This window comes from Pseudomonas sp. p50(2008) (assembly GCF_015351605.1).
Classification (GTDB): domain Bacteria; phylum Pseudomonadota; class Gammaproteobacteria; order Pseudomonadales; family Pseudomonadaceae; genus Aquipseudomonas.
Genome location: NZ_JACMYF010000007.1, coordinates 21,080 through 36,795, shown reverse-complemented (window position 1 = coordinate 36,795; position 15,716 = coordinate 21,080). Strand labels below are relative to the sequence as shown.

The following is a 15,716-nucleotide window of genomic DNA, read 5'->3' as shown; positions in this document are numbered from 1 at the left end:
ATCGGCCGTGAAGGATCAAAGATTAACCATGGGTGACAAAATGCCTGACTCCTTGCAACTCGTTATCGGTGCCGATCTCGCGGGGCAGCCGATCGCCCAAGCGATGCGTCTCGCAAACCGCCATGGCCTGGTCGCCGGCGCTACCGGGACCGGCAAAACCGTCACCTTGCAACGCCTGGCCGAAGCCTTCAGCGATGCCGGCGTGGCGGTGTTCGCGGCGGATATCAAAGGCGACCTGTGCGGGCTGGGCGCTGCCGCAAGCCCACAGGGCAAGATCGCCGAGCGGATCGCCGGGATGCCCTGGCTGAACTACACACCTCAGGCGTATCCGGTGACGTTGTGGGATATCCACGGCCAGTCGGGTCACCCGTTGCGCACGACCTTGAGCGAGATGGGCCCGTTGCTGCTGGGTAGCCTTCTGGAACTGACTGACAGTCAGCAGTCGGCGCTGTATGCCGCGTTTAAGGTGGCCGACCGTGAAGGTCTGTTGTTGCTGGATCTCAAGGATCTGAAGGCGCTGCTCAATCATTTGCGCGACCACCCGGAGTCATTGGGCGATGACGCCGCACTGATGACCACCGGTTCCAGCCAGGCATTATTGCGGCGCCTGGCGACGCTCGAGCAGCAGGGGGCGGAAGCACTGTTTGGCGAGCCTGCCCTGCAACTCGAAGACATATTGCAGCCGGCCGTCGATGGTCGCGGGCGCATTCACCTGCTTGATGCCAGCCGTCTGGTGCACGAGGCCCCGAAGGTCTACGCGACGTTCCTGCTGTGGCTGCTGGCCGAGCTGTTCGAGCAACTGCCGGAACGCGGCGATGCGGAAAAACCGCTGCTGGCGCTGTTTTTCGACGAAGCACATTTGTTATTCGCTGGCACGCCCAAAGCCTTGCAGGACCGCCTGGAACAAGTGGTGCGGCTGATTCGCTCGAAAGGTGTCGGGGTGTATTTCGTCACCCAATCGCCGGGCGATCTGCCGGATGATGTGCTGGCACAGCTTGGCCTGCGCATCCAGCACGGGCTGCGCGCGTTTACCGCCAAGGAGCAGAAGTCCCTGAGGGCGGTGGCTGAGGGTTTCCGCCCGAACCCGGCATTCGATGCCTTGGCAGTGTTGACGGAGCTGGGCATCGGCGAGGCGCTGGTCGGTACGTTGCAAACCAAGGGCACGCCGGAGATGGTCCAGCGGGTGCTGGTCGCGCCACCGCAATCGCGGATCGGGCCGTTGACCGAGACGGAGCGCACAGTGCTGATTGCAGGGTCGCCGTTCAAGGGGCGTTACGATAAACCGATCGATCGCGAATCGGCCTATGAAGTATTGATGGGGCGCAAGGGATTGTCGCCCGAGCCTGAAGCGTTGCCGGGAAAACCCGCCGCTGAAGAGCCAAGCTTTACCGACAAGGCCGGGGAGTTTCTCGGCACTGCTGCAGGGCAGGCACTGAAATCAGCGATGCGACAGGCGGCTAACCAGTTGGGCCGGCAATTGGTGCGCGGGTTAATGGGGTCGCTGCTGGGTGGCAGCAAAAAACGCTAAAAGCAAAAGATCGTCCGAACGCGACCCGAGCCTTCGGACGATCTTTTGATCCTGCTTTCAATCCTTGGGTTTGGCGTGAGCCGCCAGTCGTTCAAGCGCAGCCCGCAGGTTCGGGTCGGTAATGCCATCGGCCGTCGCCTGGATGGTCGCCCCGGCGTCAACCGACAAGCTGATGGTATGCCCCGCCGCCCCTTGCGGGACAGTCGGTGGCTGCACCTTGAACAGGATGCGTGTCAGGCTGGCAAACTCATCGAACAGCTGCAATTGCCGTTGCAGGCGTTTTTGTTGATAGCGCAGGCGGGTCGCCCAGTGGCCGTCGGTGACGATCAGCAACAGGCTGCCTTCGCGCCATGAAGCCACGTGGCAATGCTCGCGGGCAGCCGGTTGCAATTGGCTTTCCAGCAGACGCTGGAGATGACCCAGGCGTTGAGCGTGGCCGAAGATGGCTTTCAGCGGTTTGGCTTCGCGAAGCAGGACGGCGGGTGCTCTGGCCGTAAGAGGGCGAAATGCCATGATCAGACACCTGAAGTAACAGAGCCGCCATGTTAGCAGAAAGCACCCGATTGACCCGACCCATTGCTTTGCGAGCGCTTTACCCATTAAATCAACAAGTAACTTCTGCCGTGTATGACTTGAAGTTCAGCAAAAAGCCCTTATTTTAAGTGAGCCCCGTAACAACGCTGTGCCAGCATCGTGGAACAACGCCACTTTCCTCACCATCGTTTCCGGGTAGAATGCTCGTTCGCATGCGGCCATGAGGGCTGCTCGGGCGACTCACGGGGCCGCCCTCCATCCCTTTAGTGTGGAAGATCCTGCCGATATGTTTGCGCCTTTGTTAAAGAAACTTTTTGGAAGCAAGAACGAGCGTGAAGTCAAACGCATGCTCAAGACGGTGCAATTCGTCAATGCCTTCGAAGAGCAAATGGTGGCCCTTTCGGACGATCAATTGCGTGCCAAGACAGACGAGTTCAAGGCCCGCATCGCCAAAGGGGAAACCCTCGACAAGTTGCTGCCAGAAGCCTTTGCGGTCGCCCGCGAAGCCGGTAAGCGTGTCATGGGTATGCGCCACTTCGATGTCCAGCTGATCGGCGGCATGACCTTGCATGAAGGCATGATCGCGGAAATGCGTACCGGTGAAGGCAAGACCCTGGTGGCAACGCTGGGTGTTTACCTCAACGCGCTGTCCGGCAAGGGCGTGCACGTAGTGACAGTGAACGACTACCTGGCACGTCGCGACGCCAACTGGATGCGTCCGCTCTACGAATTCCTCGGCCTGACGGTCGGCGTTGTCACGCCGTTCCAGCCGCCGGAAGAAAAACGCCTGGCCTACGCCGCTGACATCACCTACGGCACCAACAACGAATTCGGCTTCGACTACCTGCGCGACAACATGGCGTTCAGCATGGAAGAAAAATTCCAGCGCGAACTCAATTTTGCCGTGATCGACGAAGTCGACTCCATCCTCATCGACGAAGCGCGTACCCCGCTGATCATTTCCGGTCAGGCCGAGGACAGCTCCAAGATGTACGTCGAGATCAACAAACTGATCCCGCAGCTGGAGTTGCACGTCGAGGAAGTTGAAGGCGAAGTCACCAAGGCGGGTCACTACACCGTCGACGAGAAGACTCGTCAGGTGGAGCTCAACGAAGCCGGTCACCAGTTCATTGAAGACATGCTCACCCGCGTCGGCCTGCTGGCTGAAGGCGAGAGCCTGTACTCGGCACATAACCTGGGCCTGCTGACCCACGTATATGCCGGTCTGCGTGCGCACAAGCTGTTCCATCGCAACATCGAATACATCGTGCAGGACGGGCAGGTCGTCCTGGTCGACGAACACACCGGTCGTACCATGCCGGGTCGTCGTTTGTCCGAAGGCCTGCACCAGGCCATCGAAGCCAAGGAAGAACTGAACATCCAGGCCGAGAGCCAGACCCTGGCCTCGACTACGTTCCAGAACTACTTCCGTCTGTACAACAAGCTGTCCGGCATGACCGGTACTGCAGACACCGAAGCGTTCGAGTTCCATCAGATCTACGGTTTGTCGGTGATGGTCATTCCGCCAAACAGACCGTTGGCCCGTAAGGACTACAACGACCTGGTGTTCCTGACCGCCGAAGAGAAATACGCAGCGATCATCACCGACATCAAGGAATGCATGACCCAGGGCCGTCCGGTGCTGGTGGGTACTGCAACCATCGAAACTTCCGAGCACATGTCCAATCTGCTCAACAAGGAAGGCATCGAACACAAGGTTCTGAACGCCAAGTTCCACGAAAAAGAAGCCGAGATCATTGCCCAGGCCGGTCGTCCCGGTGCACTGACCATCGCCACCAACATGGCCGGTCGCGGTACCGACATCCTGCTGGGCGGCAACTGGGAAGTGGAAGTGGCTTCGCTGGAAGACCCGACCCCTGAGCAGATTGCCCAGATCAAGGCCGACTGGCAGAAACGTCACCAGCAAGTGCTCGAGTCGGGCGGCTTGCAGGTGATCGCGTCCGAGCGTCACGAATCGCGCCGTATCGACAACCAGCTGCGTGGTCGTGCGGGTCGTCAAGGTGACGCCGGTTCCAGCCGTTTCTACCTGTCGCTGGAAGACAGCCTGATGCGCATCTTCGCCTCTGATCGGGTGAAGAACTTCATGAAAGCCCTGGGCATGCAGCCTGGCGAAGCGATTGAGCACCGCATGGTGACCAACGCCATCGAAAAGGCTCAGCGCAAGGTTGAAGGCCGTAACTTCGACATTCGTAAGCAATTGCTCGAGTTCGACGACGTCAACAACGAACAACGTAAAGTGATCTATCACATGCGTAACACGTTGCTGGCCGCTGACAACATCGGGGAAACCATCGCTGACTTCCGTCAGGACGTGCTCAACGCTACCGTCAGCGCACACATTCCACCGCAATCGCTGCCTGAGCAGTGGGATGTGGCCGGTCTGGAAGCGTCGTTGCAGAGCGACTTCGGCGTGGCGTTGCCGATCCAGCAATGGCTCGACGAAGACGATCACCTGTACGAAGAGACCCTGCGCGAGAAGCTGATGAACGAGCTGATCGCGGCGTACCACGAGAAAGAAGACCAGGCGGGCGCCGAGGCGCTGCGCACCTTCGAGAAGCAAATCGTGCTGCGCGTGCTGGATGACCTGTGGAAAGACCACCTGTCGACCATGGACCACCTGCGTCACGGTATCCACTTGCGTGGCTACGCCCAGAAGAACCCGAAGCAAGAGTACAAGCGCGAGTCGTTCACGCTGTTCTCCGAGCTGCTGGATTCGATCAAGCGCGACTCTATTCGTGTGCTGTCGCACGTTCAGGTTCGTCGCGAAGATCCGATCGAAGAAGAGCAACGCCTGCGCCAGGAAGCCGAAGCACTGGCGGCACGCATGCAGTTCCAGCACGACGAAGCGCCTGGTCTTGAGCAACCGGAACTGCTCGGTGAAGAGGTCGATGTGGCCCTTGCCGCTGCGCCGGTACGCAACGAGCAGAAGCTGGGTCGAAACGAACTGTGCTACTGCGGTTCGGGCAAGAAATTCAAGCATTGCCACGGGCAGATCCAGTAAAACCCGTTTCATACGCTGAAATACCCGCGCCGCGACCGGCTTATGCCGTCGCGGCGTTTTGCCATTTAACACCGCCGTTCATTCTGTGACGGTGATGACTACTTTTTAAGGAGCGCATTCATGGCTGTTGGTCTTGGTCCTTTGCCAACGTTGCACCCGGTTGCCGGTTTTGAACTCGGCATTGCATCGGCTGGCATCAAGCGCCTCGGGCGCAAAGACGTCGTGGTCATGCGCTGCGCCGAAGGTTCGACGGTGGCAGGCGTGTTTACGCTGAACGCCTTTTGCGCCGCCCCGGTGATTCTGGCCAAGCAACGCGTGCAAGGCCCTGTGCGTTACCTGCTGACCAACACGGGCAACGCCAACGCCGGTACCGGCGAACCTGGCCTGGCCGCCGCCGAGCGCACCTGCGCCAAACTGGCAGAGCTGACCGGTGTCGATGCCAGCCTGGTGCTGCCGTACTCCACGGGCGTGATCGGTGAGCCGTTGCCGGTCGAGAAGATCGAAGGCGCGCTGCAAGCCGCTCTCGATGACCTGTCGGTGGACAACTGGGAAGCTGCCGCCACCGGCATCATGACCACTGACACATTGCCAAAAGGCGCCAGCCGCCAGTTTCAGCATGACGGCGTAACCATCACCGTCACTGGCATCAGCAAAGGCGCCGGCATGATTCGCCCGAATATGGCGACCATGCTGGGCTACATTGCCACCGATGCCAAAGTCTCCCGCGATGTGCTGCAAAACCTGTTGCTGGACGGCGCCAACAAGTCGTTCAACCGCATCACCATCGACGGCGACACCTCGACCAACGACTGCTGCATGCTGATCGCAACCGGTCAGGCAGCACTGCCGGAAATCACCCGCGCCGAAGGCGAGTTGTTCGCCAAGTTGAAGCAGGCCGTGTTCGAAGTGTGCATGGACGTCGCTCAAGCCATCGTCCGTGACGGTGAAGGCGCGACCAAGTTCGTGACCGTTGAAGTCAATGGCGGCGGCAATCATCAGGAGTGCCTGGACGTTGGTTACACCGTGGCACACTCGCCGCTGATCAAGACGGCTCTGTTTGCTTCCGATCCAAACTGGGGCCGCATTCTGGCCGCTGTTGGCCGTGCGGGTGTGCCAGACCTGGACGTGAGCAAGATCGACGTGTTCCTCGGTGACGTGTGCATCGCCAGCCATGGCGCCCGCGCAGCAACTTACACCGAAGCCCAGGGCTCGGCGGTGATGCAGCAGGAAGAAATCACCATCCGCATCGAGCTGGGTCGCGGCGATTGCAGCGAAACCATCTGGACCACCGACCTGTCCCACGAGTACGTCAAGATCAACGCTGAGTACCGTACGTAAACCGGGCCGGCCGAGCGCGACCCCGGCCCATCGCGAGCAGGTTTGCTCCCACATTGGATGTGTGTACAGCTCGACCCATTGGGGGAGCGGGCTTACTCGCGATGATGGTCTGCCAGTCACCACAAGACTGGCCTGTTTTCCTCATCAAAAGGTCCCGAACATGAGCCTGCACCTGATCATCGGCGACAAACTGCTTTCCTCCTGGTCCCTGCGCGGCGCACTGGCTCTCGAACTGGCCGGCGCTACCTATACCGAAGAATTGATCAAGCTGAACCAGCCCGATACTCGCGAACGTCTGCTCAAGCACTCGCCGACCGGGAAAGTCCCTCTGTTGAAAACCGAGCACGGCACCATCGCTGACTCCATGGCCATTGCTGAATACCTGGCCGAACAGTTCCCGGATGCCAATCTATGGCCCAAAGACACCGCCGCCCGTGCCCAGGCGCGTTCGGCCTGCGCGCAGATGCACGCCGGGTTCTTCGCCATGCGCGGCAACATGCCGTTTGACCTGTCTCGCGATGCACCGCTGTCGCCGGTTCCAGCGGACGTTCAGGCGGACACTGAGCGCATGCTGGCGTTGTGGGCCGAGTGCCGTAACGCTGCGTCCGAACCAGGTGCGTTTCTGTTTGGCGATGCGACAATAGCCGACGCCTTTTTCGCGCCGATCGCGGTTCGCCTGCGCACCTATCAGGTGAAATTGCCGGCGGTTGACGAGGCCTATGTCGAAACCATCTACCAATGGCCAGCATTCAAGGCTTGGCAGAAAGCAGGTCTGGAGGAGGTTGGGCAGTGAAACGTGTTCATGTAGCTGCAGCGGTTATTCGTGACGGCAGCGGCAAGATCCTCATCGCTCGTCGTGCGGACACTCAGCACCAGGGTGGCCTTTGGGAGTTTCCCGGTGGCAAGGTCGAGACCGACGAATCTGTTGAAATCGCCCTGGCGCGGGAGCTTCAGGAGGAGTTGGGCATCGTGGTCAACGCTGCGCGTCCGCTGATCAAGGTCCGACACGATTACCCGGACAAGCAAGTGTTGCTGGATGTCTGGGAGGTGTCGGCGTTTAGCGGCGAGCCTCACGGCGCTGAAGGCCAACCGCTGGCCTGGGTCGCACCCCGTGATCTGCTGGATTACGAGTTTCCGGCCGCCAATCAGCCAATCGTCGCAGCCGCGCGTTTGCCTGCCGAATACTTGATCACCCCCGAAGACCTGGAAACCCCGGCCCTGCTGCGCGGTATTCAGAAAGCCATTGCGGGCGGCATCAAGCTGATCCAGCTGCGGGCGCCCAACGGCTACGATCCGAAGTACCGCGATCTGGCCGTGGATGCAGCGGGTCTGTGTGCCGGCAAGGCGCAGTTGATGATCAAGGGACCGTTCGAATGGCTGGGTGATTTTCCGTCAGCCGGGTGGCACATCACTTCGGCACAATTGCGCAAACACGCGGCGGCGGGCCGACCGTTGCCGACATCGCGCTGGTTGGCTGCGTCCTGCCACAACGCTGAAGAGCTGGCACTGGCGGAGCAGATGGGCGTGGATTTTGTGACGTTGTCACCGGTACAGCCGACCCAGACGCATCCGGATGCTCAGCCGTTGGGTTGGCCACAGGCTGCCACGTTGATCGAGGGATTCAGCAAGCCGGTGTTCCTGTTGGGCGGTGTTGGCCCGACTGAACGGCAGAAGGCTTGGGAAGCAGGGGCGCAAGGTGTGGCGGGGATTCGGGCGTTTTGGCCTGAGGCCTGATTTTGTGTTCAGGCTGCTGGCCCCATCGCGGGCAAGCCTTGCTCCTACAGGAGTAATGCTTGCTCGCGATGGGGCCACTCAATGCTTGGACTAAGCCTCAGGTTTGGAAGCCGGCTGCCACAAAATCTCGGCAACGCCCTGGCGCTTGGCAATCAAGCGCGCCACCACAAACAACACATCCGATAACCGATTGATGTAGGCCAACCCAACCCCGGCCAACGGTTCAATCGCATTCAACTGCTGGCACCGGCGCTCCGCACTGCGTGCCAGGCTTCTGCACACATGGGCCTGGGCGATCAGCATCGAGCCGCCCGGCAGGATAAAATTCTCCAGCGGTCCCAGCTCCTCGTTCCAGAGATCGATGGCCGCTTCCAGGCGTTCGATTTCAGCCGCGTTCAGTGCTTGATACACCGGCATCGCCAGCTCGCCACCCAGATCGAACAGGCGGTGCTGACAAGGTGCCAACACGTCGATCACTTCGTTCAAGCCCGGATAACGGTCGCTTTCTGCCGCCAGACCCGCCAACAACACGCCGACCTGGCTGTTCAGCGTATCAACCTCGCCAATCGCCTCGATGCGTGGGTGATCCTTGGGGACGCGGCGGCCGTCACCCAGCCCGGTTTCGCCTTTGTCGCCGGTGCGGGTGTAAATCTTCGACAAGCGAAAGCCCATGGGTTACCTCGATAGCTGATTGAGTTCTTGAGAGACCAGCGGAGTGCCCGCCAGGGGCAGGCGTAAGGTGAAACACGTGCCTTGGCCCAAGGTCGATTGCACTTCCATCTGACCCTTATGGTTGTTGGTGATGATGAAATAAGAAACGGACAGGCCAAGGCCGGTGCCCTGGCCGATTTCCTTGGTGGTGAAAAACGGCTCGAAGGTGCGCTTGCGGACGTTCTCACTCATACCGATACCGTTGTCCTCCACCTGGATCTCCGCCCAAGGCGGGTTCAACTTGGTACGCAGGATAATTCGTCCGGGCTCACGGTCATCCTCGCGCTGGTGAATGGCCTGTGCGGCGTTTTTCAGCAGGTTGAGTAACACCTGTTCCAGTTCGTTGGCGGTGCCAGGCACCGGGCCGAGCTGTGGATCGAACTGGCGAACGATGGCCTGGCCTTTGAAATCGAAACCGATCGCCAGGTCGAAGTCGTTACCCGCGATTTCCACTGCCTGATCAATCAATGCCGGTAGATCGCAGGGGGCCATTTGGCGGGTGCTGCGACGGCTGAAACTGAGCATGTGCGTCACGATCTTCGCCGCGCGAGCGCCCGCCTGCTGGATACCGTCCAGCAGCTGTGGGACTTCGCGCGCGACCAGGTATTGGTTAACGGTCTCCAGCTCAATACCCATGAGTTCAGCCTGTTCGAGGTTTTTCGGCAGCTCCGAGGACAGGCGTCGGCGAATGTTCTGCACGTTATGCAGGATGGCGCCCAGCGGGTTATTGATCTCGTGGGCCATGCCGGCCGCCAGCCCCCCTACGGAAAGCATTTTTTCCGACTGCACCATCATTTCTTCGAGCGACAGGCGTTGGGTGATGTCATCGATGCGGATCACCACACCGCGTCCGGCCCCGCCCATCAATGGATAAAACGTCAACGCATAATGCTTGGGCTCGTCGTCCTTGAACCAGGTCACACGCTCGATCTTGGCCACGGTGTGCTGTTCGACTGTTTGCTTGAGTTGCGGCAGGAACGGCTTGAGGGGTTCGAACGCAAGGAATATCGGCTGATTCAACGCTTCATCGAGGCGCGTGCCGGACAGGGCGCTGGCTTCCTGATTCCATTGCGTCACGTAGAGCTGTTCATCCAGTGCGATCAGCGCCGACGGCATGGAGTCGATGATGCTGTTGAGGTAGTTCTGGAAGCCCGTGAGTTTCTTTTCGATCTTGCTGCGCACCTGGACTTCGAGCTCCAGCTTGCGGTTGGTGTGACGGGTTTCTTCGGCCAGACCCTGGGCCTGGTCATAGGCTGCCTGGGAGTCGTCCCGGGCGCGCTTGAGTTGGTGCTCGCGGGCTTCGATTCGCGAGAGCATGGTATTGAACGCCTCGGCGAGGCTGCCGATTTCATCATGGTTGCCCCGGGACGCGCGCAGGGCATAGTTCTCTTCGCGGGTCACCTGTCGGGACAGTTCTTCGAGTTGATGGATGGGCTGGGTAATCAGGCGTTTGATCTGTCGGGCGATCACCAGCCATAACAGCACACTGAAAATCAGAATGCCGAGACTGGCCGTCAGGGTCCCGGTGTAGAAGGCCACCGGTAATTCGCTGCTGGCAACCAGGAGCAAATGACCGGGAGCCGTGCCGGGGCGGGGCAGGGTGATCAGTTGATTGCTGCGAAATTCAGTCGCTTGCCAGGACTCGATGTGCCGGTAGCGCTCCGGCAGCTTGAGCTTTTCGCCATGTTGCAGTTGCGCGAGCCGTTCGCCCTTGCCGTCGTAAAGCGCCGCCGCGCGCAACGGGGAATAGCTGTTCAGTTCGTTGAGCAGGCGTTCGGCGCTTTCCGGCGACTGCAAGGCCTCGGACACCAGACTCGGGTTGGACACCAGCCGCCCGATGGTCTGCAACGCTTGGGGCGCCATGCTCTCCTGCGAGATGTAATACGCGGCGCTGATAAAGGTCAGGTTGGCAACCAGTAGGACAGTGGTCAATAGCACCAGCAGGGCGGCCAGCAGTTTCTGGCCGACCGGGAGGTTTTCAAGGCGCTGGCGCAATGGCATCAGGTTCGTCGCTGAAAAGGAACAAGTGGCCAGCGTAGCCGCTGCTCAGTCGCTGGGCAATCCAAGGGTGTGCAGATGGGCGATCAACCGTGACTCAAGCTGATTGAGGTGCGGCAGGTTCAATTGATGCCGGGCGGCGACTTTACAGGCGTAGCCCAGCAGGTAGCTGATTTCGGTGCGCCGCCGATTGCTGACGTCCTGATACATCGAAGAGTAATTGGCTGCGGTGGCATGGATGACGCGCTCTACTTCCTGCTGCAGTTCCTCGGCAGCGGCGGGCTGGCCGCAACGTTCGAGCAGCTCGGTCAGTTCGCCACAGAGGGTGGCGACTTCGCAATGATGGTCCTGAAGGCCGCCGTTGCGGCAATCGTGCAGCACCGTCAGCGGATTGATCGCACAGTTGAGCGCCAGTTTTCGCCACAGTCGAGTCAGGATATCGGTACTCCATTCATGTGGGATGCCCGCGGCGGTTACATCATCCAGCCAGAACGGCGCCACTGGATGACTCGCATCTCCCAGCCAGGTGTAACCGTGGCCGGCGAACACTACGCGCCAGTCGCCATCGCGAAAGGCGCCTTCGGTGCTTGAAGCGAAGATGCAGCGCGCCTGTGGGGCCTGTGCGGCGACGGCGTCCTGGCTGCCCAGGCCATTCTGCAAGAGGATCAACTCCGCTCCAGGGACCATTCGGGGTACAAGCTGGGCGACAGCGTTCTCGGCATCGTAGGCTTTGCAGGCCACCAGCAGGCGGGCAATCGGTTCACTGTTGTCAGGCGTCTGCGCCGGTACCGGATAGCAGCGTGCTTCACCGTGTTCGATCAGTGTCAGCCCGCCTGCGGCCTCGTAAGCTTGCAGGCGCGTGGCGTCCCGCACGATCAACCTGACCGGTAACCCGGCACGTGCCAGACGTGTAGCCCACAATGTGCCGAGACTTCCGGCGCCCAGAACATGCCAGGTGGTGGACATCAGCTTTTTGCTCGTATTGAGGCGTGCATCGGCGGCTCGCAGTGAATGATGGGAAAGACCCGTTATAATCAGCGCGGATTTTAACCGCAAGCCGGCGTACTCCATCGGTACGCCTTTTATTGGAGAGATTACATGCCGTCGTTCGACGTGGTATCCGAACTGGACAAACACGAAGTCACCAACGCGGTCGAAAACGCCGTCAAGGAACTCGATCGCCGTTATGACCTTAAAGGCAAAGGCACCTTCGAGTTCAAGGAAAAGGACCTGACTGTCAACCTGACTGCCGAGGCCGATTTCCAGCTCGAAGCTATGATTGAGATCCTCAAGCTGGCGCTGGTCAAGCGCAAGATCGATGTGCAGTGCCTTGAGGTCAAGGACGCTTACGCATCGGGCAAGCTGATGAAGCAGGAAGCTGTGCTCAAGGAAGGCATCGACAAAGAGCTGGCGAAGAAAATCGTCGCTCACGTCAAAGACGCCAAGCTCAAGGTCCAGGCCGCCATTCAAGGCGAGCAAGTGCGTATCACTGGCAAGAAGCGTGACGACCTGCAGGAAGCCATTGCGGCCCTGCGCGCCAAAACCTTCGACATGCCGCTGCAGTTCAACAACTTCCGCGACTGACGGGGGCGGGAACCTCTCGGCGTTTTCGGCGTCCGAGGCCCAAGCAACGGCAGAAACGATTGAGCCCCATGGGTTCGGTCTTTCTGCCGCTCATTTTTCGTGTGCCGGGTAGCCGGAAATCAGGAGTGTAACGATGGATTTGAATGCTGAAGTGGACAACCTGGTCAAGGCGTCCCAGGCCTGGATTCCGATGATCATGGAATACGGTAGCCGTGTTCTGCTGGCGATCATTACCCTGGCCATCGGTTGGTGGCTGATCAATAAGGTCACGCAAAAGCTCGGTGCCCTGCTGGCGCTGCGTAATGCCGACCTGGCCCTTCAAGGCTTTATCAGCAGCCTGGCGAACATCATTCTCAAGGTATTGCTGATCGTCAGCGTGGCGTCGATGATCGGTGTCGAAACCACATCATTCGTTGCGGCCATCGGTGCAGCGGGTCTGGCCATCGGTCTGGCATTGCAGGGCAGTCTTGCAAACTTCGCTGGCGGCGTGCTGATTCTGTTGTTCCGTCCGTTCCGTATTGGTGACTGGATTGAAGCTCAGGGTGTTGCAGGCACAGTTGACAGCATCCAGATCTTCCACACCGTACTGCGTACCGGTGACAACAAAACCATCATCGTGCCAAACGGTAATCTGTCTAACGGCATCATCACCAATACTAACCGTCAACCGACTCGCAAAGTCGTCTTTGATGTGGGCGTGGATTACGAGGCGGACTTGCAGAAAGCCCGTGAGGTATTGCTGGATCTGGCCAAGGACGAACGCATTTTGGCAGAGCCGGCTCCGCAAGCCGTCATTTCTACACTGGGCGATAGTTCGATTACTGTTTCCCTGCGTGTTTGGGTTAAAACAGCCGATTACTGGGACGTGATGTTCATGTTCAACGAACAGTCCCGTGATCGATTGAAAACTGCGGGTATCGATATCCCGTTTCCACAGCGGGTGATTCGAGTGGTTCAGGAATCTGCGGTGCAGTAACTGTAAAACGTAAACAATAAAAAAGGCCCATCCGAAGATGGGCCTTTTTTTTTACCGCGAACTAACTGCTTTCGATTACAAGATCGACAGCGGGTAGTCGACGATCAGACGGAACTCGTCGATATCGCCTTCGCCTTGGTCAGTGTTGGCGCGGTGCCATGCTTGACGAATGCGGAACGACAGGTCTTTAGCCGGGCCAGCTTGTACTACGTACTTGGCCTCAACGTTGGTTTCGTGGTGTTTGCCATCTTCACCGTACAGGCCAGCGTATGCGCCATTAGTTGGAGCGTTCGAACCGTCGATGTCCCAACCTTTAACGTAACGGGTCATGAAGCTCAGACCAGGAACGCCGTATTCGGCCATTTTCAGGTCATAACGTACTTGAGCCGATTTCTCGCCAGGACCGTTGAAGTCAGAGTACTGGATGGAGTTGGCGAGGAAGATCGAGTCGCCGCCACGGTTGTTTTTACCCACGCCGACGTAGTCGAACGGAGTATCGCCGTTGATTTTCTGGAAGCCAACGGTGAGGGTGTGTGCTTTCAGGAACGAGAAAGCAGCTGCCAGGGAGAACGCGGTGTTGCTGATGTCGCCGGCTTCAGCGCTACCGGAATCGTCTGTGCGGTAGATGTTACCGTCCAGGTTCACCGACTGATCGCCACCCATAGGGATGGTGTAGTTGGCGTTGGCGTAGTACTGGTTCCAGATATCTTCGAGCTGGGCGCCATACAGCGACACGCTGAAGTTTTCGTTGATGCCGTATTTCGCACCACCGTAGTTGATGGTGTCGGCTTCAACGCCAGCGTAGTTAGCCCACAGACCGCCGTCACGGCCGTTTTTGTCCTGGCTGGTCGCCGAGTAGAAGTGACCGGCTTCGAGGTCAAGGTCTTTGATCTCGCTGCTTTGCAGTTGGAAACCGCTCGCAGTTTGCGGAAGGATACGCGAGCCGCCAACAGCGAATACAGGAGCGGTGCTTGGCTGCATGTCGCCAGCTTTCAGCTCGGTCTTGGAGATGCGAACTTTCAGTGCAGCGCCGGCTTTGCCTTGGCTGTCATTGTTTTCGCCAGCAGCGTTAGTGCTCAGGTTACCCGAACCCGAGTACTTGTCGGAGCCGTCCAGTTTGATGGCGAGGTAACCGAAAGCGTCAATACCAACACCAACGGTGCCCTGGGTGTAACCAGAGTTGAATACACCGTGGAAACCCTGGGTCCAGTCTTTGTCATCGACTGCGCCGTCTTTCTTGTTACGGTTGAAGTAGTAGTTGCGGAGCAGCACGTTGAAAGTGCTGTCTTCAACAAAACCTTTGGCTTCGGCCTGGTCGCCTACGAAAGGTGCGGCCGTAGCCATTTGAGTGCTGGCTGCTGCTGCAACTGCCAGTGCGATCATGCTCCACTTCATCACGCGCATCGTGATTTGCTCCTTTGGTTTTATAAGAGTACTGCCGTCCCACCTGTTTTATTATCTGGGCGGCTCTTTCTTTTTGTGTCGGCGCAAACTTATATCACGCCGACCATGTTGGCGATACTTGCCCATCTAACCTTTCAGCATCTTTACGAGCGTGTCGCAAATAGCGTGGTCGATGTCGCAAATTGACAGCCCCGACGCAAGCGGACTGACAACTTTTTCGTTGTTTTCCAGGGCCTGAGCATCGGTAAAAAGAGTCCCTGGTAAAACGTGTGAATCTCCATTGGGCAACCCTGCCACTGTTTTTATTTGCCTTCAGGCTGCCACATCCAGTGGAGGCGCTAAAGGCTATGTGGGTGTGAATGCAACAAGCGTGCACAAATCAGGGTTACGCCGCTGTTTTTTTCAGAAACACCTTCTTCAGCTGTAAAATCCTCATAAAGCCGGGGGGTTCAGCACCTTTTTTCAGGGCTTGACGCCATCATTGGCATCGTGTTCTAGCCTGATGGGCGGCAGCGTGACAACCAAAAACGTTACCGGTTCACCCCGTCAGTGAGTAAACGGCGGATGTCCGACGCATCAGCGTAGACGCACTGTGCGATTTTGGTGCAATAAATTTCAATCGCTGTGCTGAATTCATACAGCAAGCCCGCCAAGCTGTCGCGAACACATCGTTGTTTTTCAGTCATTTCCGAGGTTTTTTTAAAGTCGTTGGTTCTGTAGTGGTGCGCCCTGGTCAAAAATGTTCTATGTCGGAGCATGCGTCAGGTGAATTGTCGATCCTCGTGAAGCGGGCGGCGTTCGCGGGTATGCTGCCGTCCTGTCGCTTGGCGCGTCGTCTCTGGAGGCGGACGCTAAGCTGAAAACTGATGACCAGCCGGGAGTGCGCG

At 58.7% G+C, this 15,716-nt stretch carries 12 protein-coding genes; 7 read left to right on the top strand and 5 right to left on the bottom strand.

What is annotated here, in order from left to right; all coding sequences use genetic code 11:
- Positions 1-40: 40 nt before the first annotated feature.
- Entirely contained in the window at positions 41-1,528 is a 1,488-nt protein-coding gene (locus tag H7698_RS19905; protein ID WP_194692575.1) for a helicase HerA-like domain-containing protein, read from the top strand.
- A 57-nt stretch (positions 1,529-1,585) separates the two neighbouring features.
- Here the strand turns inward: H7698_RS19905 and H7698_RS19900 are convergent, their stop codons facing one another.
- The gene (locus H7698_RS19900) at positions 1,586-2,041 is read right to left on the bottom strand and encodes a DUF721 domain-containing protein (protein ID WP_162439851.1); all 456 of its coding nucleotides are present in this window, start codon (positions 2,039-2,041) and stop codon (positions 1,586-1,588) included.
- Between the two features lie 307 nt (positions 2,042-2,348).
- On the opposite strand from H7698_RS19900, the gene secA reads away from it, so the two are divergent.
- The 4 genes from secA (at position 2,349) to H7698_RS19880 (ending at position 8,156) form a co-directional block, all read left to right on the top strand.
- On the top strand, positions 2,349-5,084 hold the full coding sequence (secA, locus tag H7698_RS19895; protein WP_162439852.1) for a preprotein translocase subunit SecA: 2,736 nt from the start codon (positions 2,349-2,351) through the stop codon (positions 5,082-5,084).
- Between the two features lie 120 nt (positions 5,085-5,204).
- Positions 5,205-6,422 (top strand): bifunctional glutamate N-acetyltransferase/amino-acid acetyltransferase ArgJ, encoded by a 1,218-nt coding sequence (argJ, locus tag H7698_RS19890; protein WP_194692574.1) that lies wholly within the window; start codon positions 5,205-5,207, stop codon positions 6,420-6,422.
- 160 nt (positions 6,423-6,582) lie between these two features.
- Positions 6,583-7,215: a glutathione S-transferase family protein gene (locus H7698_RS19885; protein ID WP_194692573.1), complete on the top strand. Its 633-nt coding sequence runs from the start codon at positions 6,583-6,585 to the stop codon at positions 7,213-7,215.
- Positions 7,212-8,156: a Nudix family hydrolase gene (locus tag H7698_RS19880; protein ID WP_194692572.1), complete on the top strand. Its 945-nt coding sequence runs from the start codon at positions 7,212-7,214 to the stop codon at positions 8,154-8,156. The genes H7698_RS19885 and H7698_RS19880 overlap by 4 nt, the downstream gene beginning before the upstream one ends.
- A 90-nt stretch (positions 8,157-8,246) precedes the next feature.
- Here the strand turns inward: H7698_RS19880 and H7698_RS19875 are convergent, their stop codons facing one another.
- From H7698_RS19875 to H7698_RS19865, 3 genes are read right to left on the bottom strand one after another with little or no spacing between them, the layout of a single operon-like run.
- Positions 8,247-8,828 (bottom strand): cob(I)yrinic acid a,c-diamide adenosyltransferase, encoded by a 582-nt coding sequence (locus H7698_RS19875; RefSeq protein ID WP_162439856.1) that lies wholly within the window; start codon positions 8,826-8,828, stop codon positions 8,247-8,249.
- 3 nt (positions 8,829-8,831) lie between these two features.
- Positions 8,832-10,868, bottom strand: a complete 2,037-nt coding sequence (locus tag H7698_RS19870; RefSeq protein WP_194692571.1) for a sensor histidine kinase — start codon at positions 10,866-10,868, stop codon at positions 8,832-8,834.
- Between the two features lie 45 nt (positions 10,869-10,913).
- Complete coding sequence (locus H7698_RS19865; RefSeq protein WP_162439858.1) at positions 10,914-11,831, bottom strand: putative 2-dehydropantoate 2-reductase; 918 nt, start codon at positions 11,829-11,831, stop codon at positions 10,914-10,916.
- A gap of 132 nt (positions 11,832-11,963) precedes the next feature.
- Between H7698_RS19865 and H7698_RS19860 the strand changes: the two genes are divergently transcribed.
- Complete coding sequence (locus H7698_RS19860) at positions 11,964-12,449, top strand: YajQ family cyclic di-GMP-binding protein (protein ID WP_007906601.1); 486 nt, start codon at positions 11,964-11,966, stop codon at positions 12,447-12,449.
- Positions 12,450-12,582: 133 nt separating this feature from the next.
- Entirely contained in the window at positions 12,583-13,425 is an 843-nt protein-coding gene (locus tag H7698_RS19855) for a mechanosensitive ion channel family protein (protein WP_162439859.1), read from the top strand.
- A 75-nt stretch (positions 13,426-13,500) separates the two neighbouring features.
- Here the strand turns inward: H7698_RS19855 and H7698_RS19850 are convergent, their stop codons facing one another.
- Positions 13,501-14,829: an OprD family porin gene (locus H7698_RS19850; protein ID WP_162439860.1), complete on the bottom strand. Its 1,329-nt coding sequence runs from the start codon at positions 14,827-14,829 to the stop codon at positions 13,501-13,503.
- Between the last annotated feature and the right edge of the window lie 887 nt (positions 14,830-15,716).

Coding starts and splice junctions, on each gene's coding strand:
- H7698_RS19855 (WP_162439859.1), top strand. CDS start 12,583: ATGGATTTGAATGCTGAAGTGGACAACCTGGTCAAGGCGTCCCAGGCC.
- H7698_RS19875 (WP_162439856.1), bottom strand. CDS start 8,828: ATGGGCTTTCGCTTGTCGAAGATTTACACCCGCACCGGCGACAAAGGC.
- H7698_RS19900 (WP_162439851.1), bottom strand. CDS start 2,041: ATGGCATTTCGCCCTCTTACGGCCAGAGCACCCGCCGTCCTGCTTCGC.
- H7698_RS19870 (WP_194692571.1), bottom strand. CDS start 10,868: ATGCCATTGCGCCAGCGCCTTGAAAACCTCCCGGTCGGCCAGAAACTG.
- H7698_RS19860 (WP_007906601.1), top strand. CDS start 11,964: ATGCCGTCGTTCGACGTGGTATCCGAACTGGACAAACACGAAGTCACC.
- secA (WP_162439852.1), top strand. CDS start 2,349: ATGTTTGCGCCTTTGTTAAAGAAACTTTTTGGAAGCAAGAACGAGCGT.
- H7698_RS19865 (WP_162439858.1), bottom strand. CDS start 11,831: ATGTCCACCACCTGGCATGTTCTGGGCGCCGGAAGTCTCGGCACATTG.
- H7698_RS19885 (WP_194692573.1), top strand. CDS start 6,583: ATGAGCCTGCACCTGATCATCGGCGACAAACTGCTTTCCTCCTGGTCC.
- H7698_RS19905 (WP_194692575.1), top strand. CDS start 41: ATGCCTGACTCCTTGCAACTCGTTATCGGTGCCGATCTCGCGGGGCAG.
- argJ (WP_194692574.1), top strand. CDS start 5,205: ATGGCTGTTGGTCTTGGTCCTTTGCCAACGTTGCACCCGGTTGCCGGT.
- H7698_RS19850 (WP_162439860.1), bottom strand. CDS start 14,829: ATGCGCGTGATGAAGTGGAGCATGATCGCACTGGCAGTTGCAGCAGCA.